The organism is Ruegeria sp. CH11 (assembly GCF_056537105.1).
The window spans coordinates 94,960-115,152 of record NZ_JBQFQX010000010.1 but is presented as its reverse complement, the minus strand read 5'-3'; the positions used below and the strand labels follow the sequence as shown (position 1 = coordinate 115,152).

Here is a 20,193-nt window from a genome sequence, read left to right as displayed (position 1 = left end):
TCAGTCCCGTTTGTTTTTTCGCTTGCCGTGCGGCCCGCGCTGAACAACTTCCTCCAGACGCTCAGCGTAGACCTGACGCTCTTCGTCTGTCAGCCCCGTGACATAAATCAACCAGTTCTGATGCAGCGCACCCTGCATATCAGATGTGGCGCGGGCCTGCTGATCCAACAGAACCTGCACAGCTTCGGGGTCGAATGGAACCGCCTTCAGTACCTCGCTGAGCGCGCTGAAGTTCTGAATGCGTCCCGATGCGCCCTTGCTGCGCAAGCCTGACAGTTCGCCCCTCAGCGCCTTGCGGTCTTCCTTGGGCAGCGCGTGGTATAGTGCAGCACCGAAGCCCGGCGGCACGCGGGTGTGATCGCCGCCCCTAAACCGCAAAGCCGTGCCCAGGATCACGCCGGCAACCAGAAGGTTGACGGCCAGCGAAACCACCAACAGGATCGGCATCCATCTGCGCTTTGATCCGGCGTTGTCGCTCATTCCGTATCCTCCAGATAATCGGCGTCCAGATTGAGATCCGCCATCAGCAAAGTGGTGTCCTGCGGGAAAATATAGGTGGCCGGATCAGGCAGAAAGCCCGGCGCCGCAATTCCGATCCAGACCCCAGCGGCACTGGCCGCAACCAGCCCGCTGAGTGCGCGCCAGCCTCCAAGCCCGTCCAATATGCCCCACCATGAACGGTGCCGGGGCGCTGCGGTGCGGCCCAGTCGAACAGCCTCGGCATCGGTTTCGATCCGAACGGCAAGATCGTCAGGCAGCGCCGGGCGGTTTTGCCGGGCCTGCGCGAACAGGGCTTCCAATTCGTCATGTTCAGCCATTTTCATACCCCAACTCGTCCCGTCGCCCTGCAAGGATCTTGCTCAGAGCCCGTTTTCCCCGCGCCGTCAGACTTTCGACCGCTTCCACCGAGATGTCCATGATCCCAGCGATTTCGGGATTCGAGAGCTCTTCGATATGCCGCAAGATCACGGCCTCGCGCTGCCGGTCCGGTAAAAGATCCAACGCTGACTGAAGCGCATCTTGGCGTGCTACATCCTGCAATCGTTCGGTCACGCTGGCGGTACCGTCCTGAATTTCAGGCATGTTTTCCATCGGCTCCGGCCGCTTGCGACGCCGCAGATCCAAACAGAGGTTCAGCGTCACCCGATACAGCCAGGTCGACACCTGCGCCTGACCGGGAACCCAATCCGGCGCCATCTGCCACAACCGCATCATTGCGTCCTGTGTCACATCCTCGGCCTCGGCCCGGTTTCCCAGCATCCGCATCGCGACCGAAAAACTGCGCGGTCCAAGCCGGTCGGTCAGCGCTCGCGCAGCCATCGCATCACCATTGGCGAACCGGGCCAACAACATGTCGTCGCTGGGCTCGGGCATGGCGGTTGAACCGCCATGCGCCTGTTCTGGATGCGTGGTCAGGTCTTCCATCCCGCATCAGTTGCTGTCAGAGCCCCGATCGCCCTTGCGCTTGTGCTTCCGACCCATTTTTTCCTTTGCATCGGCATATTCCTGTTCCGAGATCGAACCGTTTCCGTCTGCGTCGATCCGCTCGAACATCTTTGCGCCACGGCGCGGTTTCGGCAACTCGTCTGCGCTGAGGAATCCGTCGCTGTTGGCATCTTGCCGCTCAAACATTTTCTGGACCCGCTCGTTGGCTTTGGTCTGCGCCGCAGCCTGCATTTCTTCAAGGCTCAACTGCCCGTCACCATCCGCGTCTGCATCGGTGAAACGCTGCGTGCGATGCGCTTCGATCTCGGCCTGCGTGACCTGTCCGTCACCGTCGGCATCCAATTCCTGAAACGTTGGGGGCTGCCGATCTTTCGGCCCCTTGGCCAAAGCAGTCGTGCCGGTGACGGCCACGGCGGCGAGAACAATCGCGGAAATAAAGCCTGTAGATTTCATATCAGATTTCCCTTTTACGCGCGGCCCTGCGCCGCTGCTGATACTTGTTAAAACGCGGCACAAGCGGAATTCCGTCGCCCATCCGTCGACTTTTTTTGATCGAGATCCGTTTGTTGCCCGGAACTGTTCGTCATCGGTAGCCGCCGCAAAGCGACGCACCCCCTTTTACAAATGGCGTTTAATGCGCAATATCACGGGCACCGGAACGCGCGAGTAACATCATGACCGATCAAACCATCGCCACGCCTGTTGAGGAAAACCGCCCTACGAAGCCGGCGCTGATCCGTGGGTTTCGCGGCAAATGCCCCAACTGCGGCGAAGGCAAGCTGTTGCACAGCTACCTGAAAGTGAATGATACATGCGGACATTGCGGCCAGGAACTGTTTCATCACCGCGCGGATGACGGTCCCGCGTATCTGACAATTCTGATTGTGGGGCACCTGCTGGCTCCGGCCCTGCACGTATCCTATGTGCATTGGCGTCCGGACCCCTGGACCATGGCAATTGGCTTCTCGGTGGCGTGTGTGGCCTTGTCCTTGTATCTGTTGCCGCGGCTCAAAGGGGCAGTGGTCGCCTATCAATGGGCCCGCAGGATGCACGGTTTCGGCAAGTCTGCTGCATGAACGTCGACAAAACCGCAATTCGAAATGCCGCGACGGTCATTGTTCTGCGTGACCGATTTGATGACCCGTCGATCCTGATGGGTCAGCGCGGTGCCTCCGCCGCGTTCATGCCGAACAAATTCGTGTTTCCCGGCGGCGCGGTCGATCCTGCGGATTCGAGTGTCTCGTTGGCTGAACCTTTACCCGAAATTTGCTTTCAAAGGCTGTCAGAGCAGGCCGACCCGGGGCTGGAAAATGCTCTGGCCGCCGCCGCCATTCGCGAGTTGTGGGAAGAAACCGGCCTTATTCTTGGCAAGCCCGGCGCTTGGGCCGTAACACCGCCCGCAGATTGGGACGCCTTTGCCGAAATGGGCTTTGTGCCGTCGGCCGAGGCGCTTCAATTCGTCTTTCGCGCGGTGACCCCACCCGGTCGGCCGCGCAGATTTGATGCCCGCTTCTTTTTGGTAGATGCCGCAGAAATTCAGGGGGACCTTGACGATTTCACCCACGCCTCCGACGAATTGCAGCATTTGCAATGGGTGAAAATTCGGCAGGCGCGCAAGTTCGACCTGCCGTTCATCACCGAGGTTGTTCTGGCAGAAATCGCCACGCGTGCCACGCTCCAAACGCCGCCAGAAAGCGTTCCTTTCTTCCTCAATAGCGAGGAAGAAAGCCTGTTCCTGCAACTCAAGGGATACCCGATGCCGCAGGCGGACTAACCGAGGTCAACGCATTCGGCTGATAACCACGGTCACTTCGGGCTTCTTGCCCAACTCCACCTTGGTTGTTTGACGCACGATCCGCCTGAGCGCCTCTTCCAGCTTGTCATCGTCCCGCAGGGTCTTGGCATCGGCACGCATGAGGAACTGGTTCAGGTCCTCCTCGAGCACTTCGATCAGACCCGCGTTCGAGGCACCGGTTTCCGGCAGACCAATTGCGTCGCACCAGGGTTCGCCCAGAGGCTCATCCTCTTCATCCAGAATGACAGTCACGGTCACGTGGCCGTTCAGCGCCATGCGAATACGGTCACGCACGACGCCGTCCAACGCGCCAATCTTTACCGTGCCGTCCAGATAGGTTCGACCCGTTTCGACATAATCCACGATGGTTGGTGCGTTCCCCGTAAGGTCCAGCATGGTGCCGTTTACCGCCAGAATACCAGTGCGCCCGCCCGCCTCGGCCAGTTTGGCGTGTTCCCGCAAATGCCGGTGTTCGCCGTGCATCGGGATTACCATCTGCGGATCAATCAGAGCATGCACCTTCTCAAGATCAGGGCGGTTGGCGTGGCCCGAGACGTGATAAAGCCCCGAACTATCATCAACCACATCCACGCCTTTTTCGCTGAACTGGTTGATGATGCGGATCACACCCCTTTCGTTGCCGGGAATGGTTTTCGAGGAAAACAAAAACAGGTCGCCCTCTTTGACTTCCAACCCGCGATATTTGCCCCGCGCCAGTTGCGCGCTGGCGGCGCGGCGTTCACCCTGGCTGCCGGTCACGATAAGCATCAGGTTCTGCCTTGGGACATCCACGGCTTCTTCGGCACTGATGACGCGCGGGAAATCCGACAGGATGCCGGTCTCGGTCGCGGCTTCGATCATCCGCCGCATCGCCCGCCCCAACAGGACGACAGAACGCCCGGCGCGCTGTCCCGCTTCGGCCAGCGTTTTCACCCGCGCCACGTTCGAGGCAAAGGTGGTTGCGATTACCATGCCCGAGGCCTCTTGCACCAGTTTGGTGATTTCCGGCCCGACTTCGGACTCCGAGCGACCGGGATGGGTCGAGAAAACGTTGGTACTGTCACAGACCAGCGCTTTGACACCCGGTTTAGCCACGTCGGTCCACAGGTCGGGGTCGAACGCTTCACCGACGACCGGATCGGCGTCCAGTTTGAAATCGCCGGAATGCACGATGCGCCCGGCGGGTGTTTCGATCACCAAACCCGCGCTTTCGGGAATTGAGTGCGAGACCGGCAAGAAACCAACCTGGAACGGACCCGCTTTGATCTGTTCAGGCCAGGCGGACGCGGTTTGCACCGCCTCGGTCGGGTGGCCCTGATCCTCCATCTTGCGGCGCGCGATGTTCGCGGTGAAGGCACGGGCATAAATCGGCGCGCCCAGATCCGCATAGCAATGGGCGACTGCGCCCACGTGATCCTCATGCGCGTGGGTGACGAAAATCGCCTCGAGCCGGTCGGCCCGTTCCTTAAGCCAGGTGATGTCGGCAAAGATCAGATCCACCCCGGGCGAGGTGTCCATGTCAGGAAAGGCCACGCCCAGATCCACCAGGATCAAGCGTTCCTGCCCCGGCTTGCCGTAGCCGTAGACATAGGCGTTCATACCAATTTCGCCTGCGCCGCCAAGCGGCAGATAGATCAATCTCTCACTGCTCATGTCGAGCCGTTGTCCTTGTTATAGCGATGAAGCACGGTCAGGCCGTGCATCGTCAAATCGTCCTCGATGGCGTCAAAGCCCACATCCGCCTGATCGAACAATGGCGCAAGGCCGCCGGTTCCGACTACTTTCATCGGCATTCCGTATTCGGCCTTAATGCGCGCGATCAACCCTTCGATCAGCCCGGAATACCCCCAATACACGCCGGACTGGATACAGCCAACCGTATTTGTTCCGATCACTTTTTCCGGGCGGGTGATGTCGATATGCGGCAACGCTGCGGCACCTTGATGCAGCGCTTCGAGGCTCAGGTTCACACCAGGCGCAATGATCCCGCCGACATAAGCGCCATCTGATGCAACCACGTCGAAATTCGTGGCCGTTCCAAAGTCGACAACCACCACATCACCGCCATGGCGGTCGAACGCTCCGACCGCATTGGCCAACCGGTCCGGCCCCGGAATTGTGCCTTCGTCGATACGCGGCGCGACAGGCAATAGACATTCGGGTTTGCCAACTACCAAAGGACGACAGCCAAAAAAGCGGTCCGCAAAGATACGCAGATTGAACACCACGCGCGGCACTGTCGAGGCGATGATGACGTCGCTGATGTCGGCCTCAATCCCGTAGTGTTTCACCAGGGTCGAGTACCAGGTAAAGTAAGCGTCCGCTGTCCGCGAATGGTGGGTCGAGGTACGCAGCGTGCACAGAAAGGTTTCGCCATCCCAGATTGAGAACACGGTGTTGGTGTTCCCGCAATCAATCGCCAGAAGCATGTGCGCCCCCTTCAAAAAAGACATCCGCCGCAGGTATGCTGACGCGGCCTTTGGCGGTGTTTAGGACAAGGTTGCCCCCTGCGTCCACCGATTCAAAGGTCCCCGACATTTCCGATGTGATGGTTCGCGCAGTGATGACCTCGCCCAAACGCGCGGCCCGAGACAGCCAAGCCGTTCGGATCGGTTCAAATCCATAGGTGCGAAACTGGGTCTCGTATGCTGCATAGGCTGCGGCAAGTTCGGTCAGAAAATCCTCGGGCGTGACGGAAGCACCGGTCTCGGACAACAGCGATACCGGGCGTACAGCACCTTGTTCGACCATGGCGGCATCGGGGGCTTCGGACAGATTTACGCCGATACCGATTGCCAGATGAGACACGCCCTGCCCCTGCCCTGTGCTTTCCAGCAATATCCCTGCCAGTTTGCCGCCGTTCAGCAGCACGTCATTTGGCCATTTCAGCGAGAGTCCTGCCGCCCGGCCGGTCACCGCAACGCAGGCGTCAAACAACGCAAGGGCGGCGACAAAGCTGCGCAATGCGGCCTTTTCCGGGGTGCCATCGGGGCGCAGCAACAAGGTTGCTGCAAGATTTCCCTTTGGGTTCGCCCAGGCCCGACCCCGCCTGCCGCGCGCCGCTGTCTGGTGATGCGCCATGATCCAGACCGGACCTTGCGCCGCGGGCGCGATCCGCGCTGCTTCGTTCAGGGTGCTGTCGACCTCTTGCACCACGTGCAGGCCGTATCCCTCGGGCCAATTGCTCATACGCGGACAGTCCGGCCCGCAAGGCCGCACCCCTTGGCAGCCTTGGCCTTCGGTTTATTGAACAAGCGTTGCCGCCGCAGCCGCAGCTGCGCCCTCGACACCAAATTGATAGACCACGCCGACCAGCATCAACGCAGCCGAACCCATCAAAGCCCCCCACAAGATCGGAGAGGACCGGGTCTCGATCGGGTCTTCGTTCTCGTCACCGAAATACATGTAGAACACGATCCGCAGATAATAGAACGCGCCGATCACCGAGGCGATGGCAGAGACGATCACCAGACCGGTCAACCCGGCCTCAATACCAGCCTGCCAGACGCCGAACTTGGCGAAAAAGCCCAACATCGGCGGCACACCGGCCAGGCTGAACATCAGGATCAACACGGCAAGCGCCTTGCCGGGATCGCGCTTGGCAAACTGGCGCAGCGCGTCGATATCGGTGACGGGTTTTCCGTCCCGCTCCATCATAAGAATAAAGGCGAAGGTGCCGATATTCATCGTCACGTAGATCGCCAGATACATGAGCATCGCCTTGATGCCCAATTCGGTTCCCGCCGCCAGACCGATCAGGGCATAGCCCATATGCGCAATCGACGAGAACGCCATCAGACGTTTTATGTCGCGCTGACCAATCGCGGCAACCGCGCCCAGCAGCATCGACAGTACCGACAGCAGCACGATCACCTGTTGCCAGTCTTTCACGATACCGCCGAACGCGTCATGCATCAGCCGGGCGAACAACGCCATTGCTGCCACTTTCGGCGCGGTGGCAAAGAAAGCTGTGATCGGCGTGGGCGAGCCTTCGTACACATCCGGCGTCCACATGTGGAACGGCACAGCCGAGACCTTGAAGGCCAGCCCCGAGATCAGGAAGATCAGGCCAAACAGCAAGCCCAACGAGACGTCGCCATGGTGGACCGTCTGGATGATACCGGAAAACAGAGTGGTGCCGGTAAATCCATAGACCAGAGACGCGCCATACAGCAAAAGGCCAGAACTGAGCGCGCCCAGCACGAAATACTTCAAGCCCGCCTCGGTCGATTTAGCACTGTCCCGCCGCAGGGCGGCCACGACATAAAGCGACAGCGATTGCAATTCGAGTCCCATGTACAATGACATGAGGTCCCCGGCGCTGACCATCATCATCATGCCCACAGCGGCCAAGGCGACCAGCAAGGGGTACTCAAATCGCAGCAGGTCGCGACGGGCCATGTAGTCCTGGCTCATCATCAGGACAGCCGCAGCAGAAAGCAGGATCGCGACCTTTGCGAAACGCGCAAATGCATCGTCAACGAACATCCCGTTGAAAGCCACATTCGTGCCATCGCCATTCACCGCGATCCAGATCGCCAGCACAGCCATCAGCCCCGCCGTTGACCAGACAAGAACAGGTGCCAGCCCGTCCTTGGTTGTGTAGACAGCCCCGATCAATGCCGCCATCGCATAGATCGCCAGAATGATCTCTGGCAGGATTATTGTCAGATCAGCTTGGATCATGTCTCCAAAGCTCCCTTAGTGCGATGCGGCAGTCTGGGTCGCGGCCTCTGCCGCTGCCAGTGCCATGTCATAGTTCGAAATCAACGCGGCGGTCGAGTCGCCGATCACATCCGTCACCAGCGACGGGTAGACCCCCAGCAGAATGGTCATGATGATCAAGGGCGCGAAAACCAGCCTTTCGCGTGCGCTCATATCGGTGATGGATTTGAGGCTTTCCTTGATCAGATCGCCAAACACCACCCGGCGATACAGCCAAAGCGCATATCCCGCCGAGAAGATCACCCCGGTCGCGGCCACTGCCGTCACCCATGTGTTGACCTGGAATGCGCCCATCAGGGTCAGGAATTCTCCGATAAATCCTGACGTGCCAGGCAGGCCTACATTCGCCATCGTGAACAGCATGAACACAAGCGCGTAGGCGGGCATGCGGGTAACAAGCCCTCCGTAAGCCTCGATATCGCGGGTATGCATCCGGTCATAGATCACGCCGACACACAGGAACAGCGCGGCCGAGATGAAGCCGTGGCTGAGCATCTGGAAGATCGCGCCATCGATGCCCTGCTGGTTTGCCGCAAAGATCCCCATGGTTACGAAGCCCATATGCGCCACCGAGGAATAGGCGATCAGCTTTTTCATATCCTCCTGCACCAGCGCAATCAGTGAAGTGTAGACCACCGCAATCGCTGACATCCACAGAACCAGATCCGTCATCACCGCCGAGCCCACCGGGAACATCGGCAGGCTGAACCGCAAAAAGCCATAGCCACCCATTTTCAACAGGATCGCCGCCAGCACGACCGACCCGGCGGTCGGGGCCTGCACGTGCGCATCCGGCAACCAGGTGTGAACGGGCCACATCGGCATCTTCACCGCAAACGAGGCGAAGAAGGCCAGGAACATTAGTGTCTGCATGCCGCCGACGATATGGACACCCAGCACGCTAAAGCTGTCCGAGGCAAAGTGATGGCTCATCAGCGCCTCGATATCCGTGGTGCCCGCATCCGCATACATCGCGACCATGGCCACCAGCATCAGCACCGAGCCGAGGAAGGTATAGAGGAAGAACTTGAAGCTTGCGTAGATACGGTCTTTGCCACCCCAGATGCCGATGATCAGGAACATCGGGATCAAGCCCGCTTCGAAGAACAGGTAGAACAGCACCAGATCCAGCGCCATGAACACGCCCAGCATGAGTGTTTCCAACAGCAGGAAAGCGATCATGTATTCCTTGACGCGGCTGGTGACGTTCCAGCTGGCCAGAATGGTCAATGGCATGATGAAGGTGGTCAGCAGCACGAACAGCACGCTGATGCCGTCCACGCCCATCTTGTATTTCAGTCCCAGCAGCCACTGGCCCTCTTCCACCATCTGGAAGCCAGTGTTCGAGGGGTCAAAGCCGGTATAGATGCCGATCGACACCAAGAAGGTCACGGTTGTCGCCAACAGCGCGATCCACTTGGCGTTGCGCTGTGCGGCAGCGTCCTCACCATAAAGGAACACGGCCATAAGACCGGCCGAAATGGCGGGGATGAAGGTGACAATGGATAGGATATTGTCCATTAGTGCGCGCCTCCGCCGATTGACATCCAGGTGACCAGGGCTGCGATCCCCAGAACCATCCAGAAGGCGTAAGTAAAGATGTAACCCGTCTGCGCCTTGCCAGCGAGGCGGGTGAAGAAGGGAACCACACCCATCGCGACCCCGTTCAGGAAGCCATCGATGGTGTTTCCATCACCGCGTTTCCACAGGAACCGGCCAATCGCGACAGTAGGTTTGACGAAGATCGCGTCGTAGATCTCGTCAAAGTACCATTTGTTCAGCAAGAACAAGTAAAGCGGACGCTGGTTCGCCGCCAACCGCGCGGGCAGCGAGGTGTTCACGATGTAGAACCAATAGGCCACGATGAACCCAAGCAACATCGCCACGAATGGCGAGACCTTGACCCATTTCGGGGCCGCATGTGCGTCATCCAACACATGGTTGTTCGGTGCCATATACAGAGCGCCCTCACCGGGTTGACCGGCAAAGACATAGTGGTGGTCGCCACCATGAGCGTCTTTCTCTCCATGCGCGGGTTTTTCTGCGTGTCCATCATCTGCATGGGATGTATCGGCATGGGCTTCGTCGCCATGCCCTTCCTCACCGTGATGAGCTTCTGCTGTGCCATCGGCCACATGCTCTGCATGGGTGGCGGCATCGTGCCCATCCGCATGCGCCTCAGCGACCGGAATGCCGTAGAACTTACCGACCTTATCTGCGTGGCCAAAGAAGCTGCTGTACCACACCATCCCCGAGAACACCGCGCCCAGCGATAGAACGCCCAGCGGCACCAGCATGGTCATCGGGCTTTCATGCGCATGATCGTGGGTATGCTTGTCCCCGCGCGGCTCGCCATAGAAGGTCAGGAAGATCAGCCGCCAGCTATAGAACGACGTAAACATCGCCGCGATCACCAGCATCCAGAAGGCATAGCCCGTTCCGCCTGCAAAGGCGCTTTCGATGATGGCATCCTTGGACAGGAAGCCAGCAAACCCAAAGGTGGTCAGCGGGATACCAACGCCGGTAATGGCCAACGTTCCGATCATCATCGCCCAGAACGTGTAGGGGATCTTCTTTCGCAGACCACCGTATTCGGTCATTTCCTGCTCGTGATGCATCGCATTGATCACCGAGCCTGCGCCCAGGAACAGCAGCGCCTTGAAAAACGCATGTGTCAGCAGGTGGAACATCGCCGCCGAGTACATACCGACGCCGGCCGCCACGAACATGTATCCAAGCTGAGAACAGGTCGAATAAGCGATGACGCGTTTGATGTCGGTCTGCACCAGACCCACGGTTGCGGCAAAGAAGGCGGTCGAGGCGCCAAGGAAGGTGATGAACCCGGTCGCACCCGGCGCGAACTCCATCAGCGGCGACATGCGGCAGACCAGGAATACACCTGCAGTCACCATGGTCGCAGCGTGGATCAGCGCCGACACCGGCGTCGGGCCTTCCATCGCATCGGGCAACCATGTGTGCAGGATCAACTGCGCCGACTTACCCATCGCGCCGATGAATAGAAGGACGCAGATCACTTCGATGGCAGTCCACTCACCCCAGAGGAAGTGCAGCTTTTCTTCTGCCAGCGCTGGAGCCGATGCGAAGATGTCGGAAAAGTTGATGCTGTCCGTCAGGAAGAACAGCGCGAAGATGCCAAGTGCAAAGCCAAAGTCACCCACTCGGTTGACGATAAACGCTTTCATCGCTGCCGCGTTGGCCGAAGGTTTGCGATAGTAGAACCCGATCAGCAGATAAGACGCCACGCCCACGCCTTCCCAGCCAAAGAACATCTGAACCAGGTTGTCCGCCGTCACCAGCATCAGCATCGCGAAGGTGAAGAAAGACAAATAGGCAAAGAAGCGCGGCTTATAGCTCTCGCCCTCGCGCCATTGCGGGTCGTGATCCATGTAGCCGAAAGAATAGAGGTGAACCAGCGCCGAGACGGTCGTCACCACAATCAGCATGATAGCCGTCAGCCGGTCCAGGCGAATGGCCCAGCTTGTCGACAGCGAGCCGCTCTCGATCCAGCGCATGATCTCGATTTGCTGGGTTTGCCCGTCGAAGGACAGGAACACGATCCACGACAGCAGACAGGCCAGAAACAGCAGGCCCGTTGCGGTCCACATGGCCGCTTTCTCACCGATAAAGCGCCAGCCAAATCCGCAGAGCAGCGCGCCCACCAGCGGGGCAAAGAGGATGGTGGTTTCCATAGTTCTCTTAGCCCTTCATCATATTAACGTCTTCAACCGCGATGGTGCCACGGTTGCGGAAGAAGCAGACCAGAATGGCCAGACCAATCGCCGCCTCAGCCGCCGCAACGGTCAGCACGAACAGCGTAAATACTTGCCCGACCAGATCGCCGAGGAAGCTGGAAAACGCCACGAGGTTGATATTCACCGCCAGCAGCATCAGTTCGATGCTCATCAGCAGGATTATGACGTTCTTGCGGTTCAGGAAGAGACCGAAGATACCGATGACGAACAGCGTCGCCGCGACCGTAAGATAGTGTTCAAGTCCGATCATTGGTTCCCGTTCCTCAAGTATCCGCCGGCCCAACGGTATTTGCAAAGTGGCTGCAAGTGCTGCGGCACTTCGGAGCAAACGTCAGCACTATAGCCTCCGCCAATCCTAAACTGATAAACGTGCTGATGAAGCCCAGGTAAAGCCGGACCTTGAATTTCTTCCGTCCATTTTAGGGTGCCAGCGAGTTCAGAACCAGCAAGTGCAGCACCTGAAAATGCAAGAGCGGTAATCGCAAAAATTAGCCGTCGCATCACAACCCTTGCCCCGGTTTCACGTCCTTCAACTCCATCGCCTTGGCCGGGTCGCGCATCATCTGGCCGATGATGTCCTGACGCTTGATGTCCTGACGGTGGCGCAGGGTCAGCACGATAGCGCCGATCATGGCCACCAGCAGGATTAGACCCGCCAGTTGGAACAGAAGGAAGTATTGATCGTAGAGGATGATACCCAACGCCTCGGTGTTGTGGCGGTCGGTCGGGACCGGTTGCGCCAGATTGGCGGCGGCGCCCTGCGCGCTGTCCCAAGCGCCGAAGGCCATGACGAACTGCATCAGGATGACCAGACCGATCAGCAGGGCCAGCGGCATATAGCGCGCCATCTCGGCCTTGAGCTCGGCAAAGTCCACGTCCAGCATCATCACGACGAACAGGAACAGCACCGCGACCGCGCCAACGTAGACGATGATCAGCAACATCGCCACGAACTCGGCCCCCAGCAGCACGAACAGCCCAGCCGAGGACAGGAAAGAAAGGATCAGCCACAGCACCGAGTGCACCGGCTGGCGGCTGATTACCGTGAACAGCCCGCCGGTGATGGCGCTGATGGCAAACAGGTAGAAGGCAAAGACGGTCATTGATCCTCATCCTCGTTATCGCCCAGAACCTCTTGCGCCAGATCCAGCGCGCGGGTCATGGCCGGGATGCCGGCAAAGACCGACATCTGACCGATCGTTTCCACGATCTCTTGTTTCCTAGCCCCGGCCTCCAGCGCGTGGCGCACGGTCTGCCGCACGGCTGCGTCCGCCTGAGCGCCCTGACAGGTCAGCCCGGCCAGCGTCAGCAGCAGGCGGGTCTTGGCATCCAACCCGTCCTTGTTGACGGTGTTGCCGAACATCATCTCCATGACCTCTTTGGGCATGGTGGGCCACAGCGCCTCGAACCCTTTGGGCGAGAAATTCTCCATCGCCGGGTTCATCGCCTTGGCCATGTCTTGAGCCTGCTTCATCATCAGCTCAAAAGGGTTTGTCGGCGTGTCACTCATCGGTACGGCGCGTCCATTTCCAGATTGCGGGCGATCTCGGCTTCCCAGCGTTCGCCGTTATCCAGCAGTTTTTGCTTGTCGTAGAACAGCTCTTCCCGGGTTTCGGTGGCGAACTCAAAGTTCGGGCCTTCGACGATGGCATCGACCGGGCAGGCCTCTTGGCAGAAGCCGCAATAGATGCACTTGGTCATGTCGATGTCATAGCGTGTGGTGCGGCGGCTGCCGTCTTCGCGCGGTTCGGCGTCGATGGTAATGGCTTGGGCCGGGCAGATCGCCTCACAGAGTTTGCAGGCGATGCAGCGCTCCTCGCCGTTCGGATAACGGCGCAGGGCGTGCTCCCCTCGGAACCGTGGGGACAGAGGGCCCTTTTCGTGCGGATAATTCACGGTGGCCTTGGGGGCGAAGAAGTATTTCAGCCCCAGTTTGAAGCCGACCCAAAAGTCTTGCAGCAGGAAATACTTGGCAGCGCGGGTGTAGTCGATTTGGGTCATATCAGCCTCCTACGCTCCAACGCGCAAACGCGCCCCAGAACCAGTCGAATTTCGCCGCGAAGGCCACAAAGACCACCCAGACCAGCGAGAACGGCAGGAACACTTTCCAGCCCAAACGCATCAGCTGGTCATAGCGGTAGCGGGGCGTGATGGCCTTGACCATCGCGAAGAGGAAGAAGAAGAACGCCATCTTGGCGACCATCCACAGCACGCCGTCCGGCAGGCCGGGGATCGGCGACAGCCAGCCGCCAAAAAACAGCAGCGTGGTCAGGGCGCACATCAGGAAGATGGCGATGTATTCACCAGCCATGAACAGCAGGAAGGGTGTGGCCGAATATTCGACCTGATAACCGGCGACCAGTTCCGATTCCGCTTCGGGCAGATCGAAGGGCGGTCGGTTGGTTTCCGCCAGCGCCGAGATGAAGAACAGGAAGACCATCGGGAGGTGCGGCAGCCAGTACCAGCTGAAGAAACCGAAGCGCCCATCCTGCGCATGGACGATGTCGCCAAAGTTCATCGAGCCGGTCGAGATGATGATGCCGATGATGATCAGGCCGATCGAGACTTCGTAGGAAATCATCTGCGCGGCAGAGCGCAGCGATCCAAGGAACGGGTACTTTGAGTTCGACGCCCAACCGCCCATGATCACGCCATAAACTTCCAATGAGGATACGGCGAAGACGTACAGGATCGCGACGTTGATATCGGACAGAACCCAGCCATCGTTGAACGGGATCACAGCCCAAGCGATCATCGCCAATACGAATGAGGTCAGCGGAGCAAGTATGAACACCGTGCGGTCGGCCCCGGCGGGAATGACCACCTCTTTGACCACATATTTCAGCGCGTCGGCAACCGATTGCAGCAGGCCATAAACGCCGACAACGTTTGGTCCGCGACGCATCTGAACCGCCGCCCAGATCTTGCGGTCGCCATAGACAAGGAACAGCAGTGAGATCATCACAAAGGCCACAACCGCAAGCACCTGGGCCAGAATGATCAGGGCTATGCCGCCCGGCGTGTTAAAGAAATCAGCCATTGGTTCTCGCACCGTGGGTCGTCGGGGATATGTCAGCGGTTCGGATCATTCTGCGGCAATCCTGTCGGTTTTCAGGGCCTTCGCCTGCGCCGAAAGCTCGGCCATCAGTTGCGAGGCACGGGCGATTGGGTTGGTCAGGTAGAAATCCTTGACCGCGTTGCGGAACGTCGCCTGGCCCAGTGCGCCTGCCGCAAGAGGTTGCACCTCGTTCTCGGTTACTTCGTCAATACGCGCCAGATGCGGCACCGCCTCGACAAGCGCAGTGCGCAATTGGGCCAGCGAGTCGTACGGCAGGGTCGCGGCCAGTTCCGCCGAAAGCGCCCGAAGGATAGCCCAGTTTTCCTTGGCCTCACCCGGAGCAAAACCTGCACGCATGGCCAGTTGTGGGCGGCCTTCGGTGTTGACGAACAGACCGTTTTCCTCGGTATAGGCCGCGCCCGGCAGGATCACGTCGGCGCGGTGTGCACCCCGGTCGCCATGGCTGCCCTGATAGATAACAAATGCGCCCTCGCCGATTTCAACCTCATCGGCGCCGAGGTTGTAGATCACGTCGGCCGCGTTGATTGCGTCCATGCCACCCTCGTTGGTGGCATCCACATCCATCGCACCCACGCGCGACGCCGCCGTGTGCAGAACAATCAGCCCGCTTTTGGTGTTGGCGGCAACGGTTTGCGCTGCTGCGAGGACGGCGGCACCATCCGCCTCTTGCAAAGCTCCCTGCCCGACGATGACCAGTGATGCCTTGCCCTTGATTTCGTCATCGCCACCCATGTCGACGACGTTTTGCAACGCGGCCCGGTCGTCACCAACGTGATGATAGTCGAACGTCAGATCGACGGCAGGCCCAACCAGTGCAACCTCGGCCCCGTGCGCCCACGCCCTGCGAAGACGGGCGTTCAATACCGGAGCTTCGTCGCGCGGGTTGGTACCGATCAGCAGGATACGCTCTGCCGTGTCGATGTCTTCAATCGCGGCTGTGCCCGCATAGGCCCCACGGTTGCCCGCTGGCAGCTTGGCCCCATCGGTGCGGCATTCGACGACACCGCCCTGCCCCTCGATCATCTGTTTCAGTGCAAACGCAGCTTCGACCGGGGCAAGATCGCCGACGATCCCGGCCGGTTTCTCAGCGCCTTTCAGCGCCTCAGCGGCTTTGCCCAGCGCTTCGGGCCAGGTTGCAGGGCGCAGCTTACCATTTTCGCGCACATAAGGCCGGTCGAGACGCTGGCGGCGCAGGCCATCCCAGACGAACCGGGTCTTGTCGCTGATCCACTCTTCGTTCACGCCGTCATGGTTTCGCGGCAGGAAACGCATCACTTCACGCCCCTTGGTATCCACACGGATGTTAGATCCCAAGGCGTCCATCACATCGATGCTTTCGGTCTTGGTCAGTTCCCAAGGCCGTGCGGTAAAGGCATAGGGTTTCGAGGTCAGCGCGCCTACCGGGCACAGATCGATGATATTGCCCTGCAGGTTCGATTGCAGCGTTTCGTTTAGATACGAGGTGATCTCGGCATCTTCACCACGGCCCGTTTGACCCATCTGAGTGATTCCGGCGACCTCGGTGGTAAAGCGCACGCAGCGGGTACAGCTTATGCAACGGGTCATTGCCGTGCCAACCAGCGGCCCCAGATCCAGATCGTCGACCGCGCGCTTGGCTTCCTTGAAGCGTGAGCCCGAAACGCCATAGGCCATCGCCTGATCCTGCAAATCACACTCGCCGCCTTGATCGCAGATCGGACAGTCCAGCGGATGGTTGATCAGCAGGAACTCCATCACCCCTTCGCGGGCCTTCTTGACCATGGGCGAGTTGGTTTTGACCTGCGGCGCCTGGCCTTCCGGCCCCGGGCGCAGATCGCGGACCTGCATCGCACAGGACGCTGCGGGTTTCGGCGGACCGCCCACAACCTCGACCAGACACATCCGGCAGTTCCCGGCGATCGACAAACGCTCGTGATAGCAAAAGCGCGGCACCTCGACCCCGGCCTCTTCGCAGGCCTGGATCAGGGTCATTGCACCGTCGACTTCGATTTCCTGTCCGTCGATATTGATCTTGCGGAGGTCAGACATGGTCACCTTAGCCTTTCAGCAATGCACCGATCCGGGTGCCGTTGGCTATCTCACGTTGGCCAGCCGCACAGAATGTACTGGGCTGGTTCACGACGATGTCGTTTTGCTGGATGTATTTCATGAAATCATCCTGCACTCGTTTGTACGGTAAATTGTCGGACAAGTGGCGAATATCGCTATCGATATAGCCTTTTGCCTTCAAATCGCTGTCGAGCGCCTGCATCCGAGCGTTCGCCGCCGATCTGTTGAAATTGATCGACCGGCAATTCTCCGCAATACCTTCTGCCAATGCCGCCGACATGGCGAAGTCGTACAGTTCCGGTGGAAGCTCTTTCCTGAACTCGGCGCGCGATACGGCAGACTCATCGCTGGCTTCCGTTGTCGTCTCGCACGCCGAAAGCGCAAGCAGACCTGCGATCATAATTGCGCCAGAAGTAAGAGTTCTTAAACCCATCCGTCAATTCGCCCTCAAATACACGCCAATGGCGCTGTTTCTTTGGATCTCTTTCTGTCCCAACGCGCAGAACGAAGCTGGTTTCTTGTACGAAACACCGTTTTGCGCCAGATAGGCCTCGCCCTTGGCGCGCATCCGGTCCTTTTCAGCGTCCGATTCCACGTAGGCGCGGATTTCCTTGTCCGAATATCCAAGATCGTTGGCCTTGGACCTCAGCCCCCACATCACGCTTATCGCCTTCAACCGCCGCCCGCTGATCGAGGGGCAGTATTCCGATATCTCGTTTGCAATGGCGATATAGTAGAGTTCATTGTCGATCTCTTTGACATCGCGCAAAGGTGGCTTGGCCTCAGCAATCGCAGGAACAGACACAGCGCCAACCAACATGAGCGTTTTCACAATAGACATTGTTTTTCCTTTCGTTCTGGTCTTGCCAGAACGACGGCCAGATGGCGTGCTATGCAATAACACCCGCCCGAACACTCCTGTATTTCGGCGTTGAAAAATCATGGTCGCTGGCACCTTCCAGCAAATGTCAGTTTGTCATTCTCGATCCGCAAAGTCTGCGGCTCGGAATCAGGTCCGACTTTCCAATCGATCCTCGACGACCCGAAATTCTGGACACAGAACCGAGTCCCCTCGTACCGCCCCGCCTCGCGCGCGCCATCCAGAGACGCCGAAACCCCATTGACCGTAACTGTAAAATCCGCAGGCGACTTCTTTTTGTCGACCGAACGCGCATTCGCCCGAAAGTACTTTCCGTCAAACAGTATGCGGTCGCTGGAAGACCTGACGGCGCAGGCCGACACGGTGATCAGCAGCAGAATTGTAAGCAGAACTCTTGTCATACGTCAGTTGTTTCCATGCAGTTTCCCGCGCCAGCGCGCGGAACAGGATTTCGTCGTGTTGTCAGGGCCGACATCAGAAGGCCGCGATCAGGGCCATGAGCCCGAGAATGAACATGCAGACCCAGGCGACCACATAGAATATCGACCGCGGGCCGCTGTGTGGACTGCCAACACCGCGCAGGTGGATCACCAGCATAATGACCCGAGAAACAAGCGCCACCGAGGCAAACAAGTTGACCCAAAACGGTCCTACCCCCAACAGGATTGCAGCGATTGTGACAGTCAGAAAAGCCGGCAGCGTCTCGGTCCCGTTCAGATAGGCCCGGTTCAGGCGATAGGCCCTGTCCGAATAATCCTGATCAGGCGTTGCGCCCGGTGCCAGACCCTTGCCCGCTTTGGCCAATGCCGAAAACGGCGACATGAACAGAACAATCAGCGTGAAGATCACCAAAGACGCGATTGCGTGTGAATAGTCTGCATATGCTTCCATTTCGTCTACTCCGCTGCCATCGCACCCATACGGCCCGATTTCTGAGCCTTGATGCGGTCTTCGATCTCTTCCCGGAAGTTGCGGATCAGGCCCTGGATCGGCCATGCCGCCGCATCGCCCAGGGCGCAGATCGTATGGCCTTCGACCTGCTTGGTCACGTCGAACAGCATGTCGATCTCTTCCAGCTCGGCCTCACCGCGCACCAAACGATCCATCACGCGCATCATCCAGCCGGTGCCCTCGCGGCAGGGCGTACACTGTCCGCAGCTCTCGTGTTTATAGAATTTCGACAGACGCCAGATCGCCTTGATGATGTCGGTGGACTTGTCCATCACGATCACTGCAGCTGTTCCAAGACCGGACCCTAGGTCGTTGCGCAGATGATCAAAATCCATGATCGCATCGCGCATGTTCTCGCCGCGCACACAAGGAACCGATGAGCCGCCGGGGATTACCGCAAGCAAGTTGTCCCAGCCGCCGCGAATACCGCCGCAATGGGTTTCGATCAGCTGCTCAAAGGGGATCGACATCGCCTCTTCGACGACGCAGGGGTTGTTCACGTGGCCCGAGATTGCGAACAGCTTGGTGCCCGCGTTGTTCTGACGGCCAAAGCCCGCGAACCAGTCGGCCCCGCGCCGCAGGATGGTCGGCACCACTGCAATGGATTCCACGTTGTTCACGGTGGTCGGGCAGCCATAGAGCCCCGCACCCGCCGGGAACGGAGGTTTCATCCGCGGCATGCCCTTCTTGCCCTCAAGGCTTTCCAGCAGTGCCGTTTCTTCGCCGCAGATATAGGCCCCGGCGCCATGATGCAGGAACAGATCGAAATCCCAGCCCGAGCCCGCAGCGTTCTGGCCCAACAACCCGGCGTCGTAAGCCTCGTCAATCGCGGCCTGCAAGGCCTCGCGTTCGCGAATATACTCACCGCGCAGGTAGATATAGCAGGTATGGGCATTCATCGCGAAAGACGCGATCAGGCAGCCTTCGATCAGCGTGTGCGGATCATGGCGCATAATCTCGCGGTCCTTGCAGGTGCCGGGTTCGGATTCGTCTGCGTTCACAACCAGATAAGCCGGGCGACCGTCGCTTTCCTTGGGCATGAACGACCATTTCAATCCGGTCGGGAAACCCGCACCTCCGCGCCCGCGCAGACCTGAGTCTTTCATCGTCTGGATGATCCAATCACGCCCGTTCTTGATCAGGCCAGCCGTGCCGTCCCAATGCCCTCGGGCCTGTGCACCGCGCAACGTGCGCTCGTGCATCCCGTAGATGTTGGTAAAGATCCGGTCCTGATCCTTCAGCATCGTTCGCTTACCCTTGGCTATCCTGGCGCATGCGCCAGAGTTGATAAATGTTCACGCCCGCGTAGATGAACCCCGCCAGAGCGGCGAAATCAAACAGCAGCGCATAACGCCCCGGCAACCCGATCGCAGGGCCGATGAACAGCGACATGCCCAGCCAAACGACCATGGTCACAGCGATGACCACCCCGATATGTCTGCCCTTGCGGGCTATGGCTTGTTCTGTGTCTCTGTCCATCTCACTCTGATGCCGC

At 59.1% G+C, this 20,193-nt stretch carries 24 protein-coding genes; 2 read left to right on the top strand and 22 right to left on the bottom strand.

Going from position 1 to position 20,193, the window contains the following annotated elements:
* Genes ACR0LX_RS15715 through ACR0LX_RS15700 form a run of 4 tightly spaced genes read right to left on the bottom strand, consistent with a single transcriptional unit; the run spans position 1 to position 1,899 of the window.
* Entirely contained in the window at positions 1-480 is a 480-nt protein-coding gene (locus tag ACR0LX_RS15715) for a periplasmic heavy metal sensor (RefSeq protein WP_480784516.1), read from the bottom strand.
* Positions 477-818: a hypothetical protein gene (locus ACR0LX_RS15710; protein WP_480573302.1), complete on the bottom strand. Its 342-nt coding sequence runs from the start codon at positions 816-818 to the stop codon at positions 477-479. The genes ACR0LX_RS15715 and ACR0LX_RS15710 overlap by 4 nt, the downstream gene beginning before the upstream one ends.
* Positions 811-1,425 carry an RNA polymerase sigma factor gene (locus ACR0LX_RS15705; protein ID WP_480784515.1) on the bottom strand — a complete coding sequence of 205 codons (615 nt, stop codon included), beginning with the start codon at positions 1,423-1,425 and terminating at the stop codon, positions 811-813. The genes ACR0LX_RS15710 and ACR0LX_RS15705 overlap by 8 nt, the downstream gene beginning before the upstream one ends.
* Positions 1,426-1,431: 6 nt before the next feature.
* Positions 1,432-1,899, bottom strand: a complete 468-nt coding sequence (locus ACR0LX_RS15700; protein WP_480784514.1) for an EF-hand domain-containing protein — start codon at positions 1,897-1,899, stop codon at positions 1,432-1,434.
* Positions 1,900-2,120: 221 nt separating this feature from the next.
* On the opposite strand from ACR0LX_RS15700, the gene ACR0LX_RS15695 reads away from it, so the two are divergent.
* Together ACR0LX_RS15695 and ACR0LX_RS15690 are read left to right on the top strand one after the other, a co-directional pair.
* The gene (locus ACR0LX_RS15695) at positions 2,121-2,522 is read left to right on the top strand and encodes a DUF983 domain-containing protein (protein ID WP_480784513.1); all 402 of its coding nucleotides are present in this window, start codon (positions 2,121-2,123) and stop codon (positions 2,520-2,522) included.
* Positions 2,519-3,220, top strand: coding sequence for an NUDIX hydrolase (locus ACR0LX_RS15690; RefSeq protein ID WP_480784512.1), 702 nt, complete (start codon positions 2,519-2,521; stop codon positions 3,218-3,220). Before ACR0LX_RS15695 ends, ACR0LX_RS15690 begins: the two co-directional genes overlap by 4 nt.
* A gap of 6 nt (positions 3,221-3,226) precedes the next feature.
* On the opposite strand, the gene ACR0LX_RS15685 is transcribed toward ACR0LX_RS15690, so the two are convergent.
* The 18 genes from ACR0LX_RS15685 to ACR0LX_RS15600 all read right to left on the bottom strand — a co-directional run bounded on the left by ACR0LX_RS15685 (position 3,227) and on the right by ACR0LX_RS15600 (position 20,177).
* Positions 3,227-4,894: a ribonuclease J gene (locus tag ACR0LX_RS15685; protein ID WP_480784511.1), complete on the bottom strand. Its 1,668-nt coding sequence runs from the start codon at positions 4,892-4,894 to the stop codon at positions 3,227-3,229.
* Positions 4,891-5,670 (bottom strand): type III pantothenate kinase, encoded by a 780-nt coding sequence (locus tag ACR0LX_RS15680; RefSeq protein ID WP_480784510.1) that lies wholly within the window; start codon positions 5,668-5,670, stop codon positions 4,891-4,893. The genes ACR0LX_RS15685 and ACR0LX_RS15680 overlap by 4 nt, the downstream gene beginning before the upstream one ends.
* A complete protein-coding gene (locus tag ACR0LX_RS15675) occupies positions 5,654-6,430 on the bottom strand; it encodes a biotin--[acetyl-CoA-carboxylase] ligase (protein WP_480784509.1) in 777 nt (258 codons plus the stop codon). The genes ACR0LX_RS15680 and ACR0LX_RS15675 overlap by 17 nt, the downstream gene beginning before the upstream one ends.
* 54 nt (positions 6,431-6,484) lie before the next feature.
* A complete protein-coding gene (nuoN, locus tag ACR0LX_RS15670; RefSeq protein ID WP_480784508.1) occupies positions 6,485-7,927 on the bottom strand; it encodes an NADH-quinone oxidoreductase subunit NuoN in 1,443 nt (480 codons plus the stop codon).
* A 15-nt stretch (positions 7,928-7,942) separates the two neighbouring features.
* Complete coding sequence (locus ACR0LX_RS15665; protein WP_480784507.1) at positions 7,943-9,487, bottom strand: NADH-quinone oxidoreductase subunit M; 1,545 nt, start codon at positions 9,485-9,487, stop codon at positions 7,943-7,945.
* Positions 9,487-11,676 (bottom strand): NADH-quinone oxidoreductase subunit L, encoded by a 2,190-nt coding sequence (gene nuoL, locus ACR0LX_RS15660; protein ID WP_480784506.1) that lies wholly within the window; start codon positions 11,674-11,676, stop codon positions 9,487-9,489. Before nuoL ends, ACR0LX_RS15665 begins: the two co-directional genes overlap by 1 nt.
* Positions 11,677-11,683: 7 nt before the next feature.
* Positions 11,684-11,989: an NADH-quinone oxidoreductase subunit NuoK gene (nuoK, locus tag ACR0LX_RS15655; protein ID WP_005984024.1), complete on the bottom strand. Its 306-nt coding sequence runs from the start codon at positions 11,987-11,989 to the stop codon at positions 11,684-11,686.
* A 250-nt stretch (positions 11,990-12,239) separates the two neighbouring features.
* Positions 12,240-12,842, bottom strand: coding sequence for an NADH-quinone oxidoreductase subunit J (locus ACR0LX_RS15650; RefSeq protein ID WP_480784505.1), 603 nt, complete (start codon positions 12,840-12,842; stop codon positions 12,240-12,242).
* A complete protein-coding gene (locus ACR0LX_RS15645) occupies positions 12,839-13,249 on the bottom strand; it encodes a carboxymuconolactone decarboxylase family protein (RefSeq protein ID WP_480784504.1) in 411 nt (136 codons plus the stop codon). Before ACR0LX_RS15645 ends, ACR0LX_RS15650 begins: the two co-directional genes overlap by 4 nt.
* On the bottom strand, positions 13,246-13,740 hold the full coding sequence (gene nuoI, locus ACR0LX_RS15640) for an NADH-quinone oxidoreductase subunit NuoI (RefSeq protein ID WP_480784503.1): 495 nt from the start codon (positions 13,738-13,740) through the stop codon (positions 13,246-13,248). The genes ACR0LX_RS15645 and nuoI overlap by 4 nt, the downstream gene beginning before the upstream one ends.
* Before the next feature lies 1 nt (position 13,741).
* Positions 13,742-14,779, bottom strand: coding sequence for an NADH-quinone oxidoreductase subunit NuoH (gene nuoH / locus ACR0LX_RS15635; RefSeq protein ID WP_480784502.1), 1,038 nt, complete (start codon positions 14,777-14,779; stop codon positions 13,742-13,744).
* A gap of 45 nt (positions 14,780-14,824) precedes the next feature.
* Complete coding sequence (gene nuoG, locus ACR0LX_RS15630; RefSeq protein WP_480784501.1) at positions 14,825-16,846, bottom strand: NADH-quinone oxidoreductase subunit NuoG; 2,022 nt, start codon at positions 16,844-16,846, stop codon at positions 14,825-14,827.
* 7 nt (positions 16,847-16,853) lie between these two features.
* Positions 16,854-17,267 carry a DUF5333 family protein gene (locus ACR0LX_RS15625; protein WP_480784500.1) on the bottom strand — a complete coding sequence of 138 codons (414 nt, stop codon included), beginning with the start codon at positions 17,265-17,267 and terminating at the stop codon, positions 16,854-16,856.
* Positions 17,268-17,303: 36 nt separating this feature from the next.
* Entirely contained in the window at positions 17,304-17,708 is a 405-nt protein-coding gene (locus tag ACR0LX_RS15620; RefSeq protein ID WP_480573255.1) for a DUF5333 domain-containing protein, read from the bottom strand.
* 98 nt (positions 17,709-17,806) lie between these two features.
* Entirely contained in the window at positions 17,807-18,148 is a 342-nt protein-coding gene (locus tag ACR0LX_RS15615; RefSeq protein WP_480573253.1) for a hypothetical protein, read from the bottom strand.
* 73 nt (positions 18,149-18,221) lie between these two features.
* Positions 18,222-18,638, bottom strand: a complete 417-nt coding sequence (locus ACR0LX_RS15610) for an MAPEG family protein (RefSeq protein ID WP_480784499.1) — start codon at positions 18,636-18,638, stop codon at positions 18,222-18,224.
* Positions 18,639-18,643: 5 nt separating this feature from the next.
* A complete protein-coding gene (gene nuoF, locus ACR0LX_RS15605; RefSeq protein WP_480784498.1) occupies positions 18,644-19,942 on the bottom strand; it encodes an NADH-quinone oxidoreductase subunit NuoF in 1,299 nt (432 codons plus the stop codon).
* Positions 19,943-19,949: 7 nt separating this feature from the next.
* Positions 19,950-20,177 (bottom strand): DUF5337 domain-containing protein, encoded by a 228-nt coding sequence (locus ACR0LX_RS15600; protein ID WP_480573244.1) that lies wholly within the window; start codon positions 20,175-20,177, stop codon positions 19,950-19,952.
* Positions 20,178-20,193: the final 16 nt, after the last annotated feature.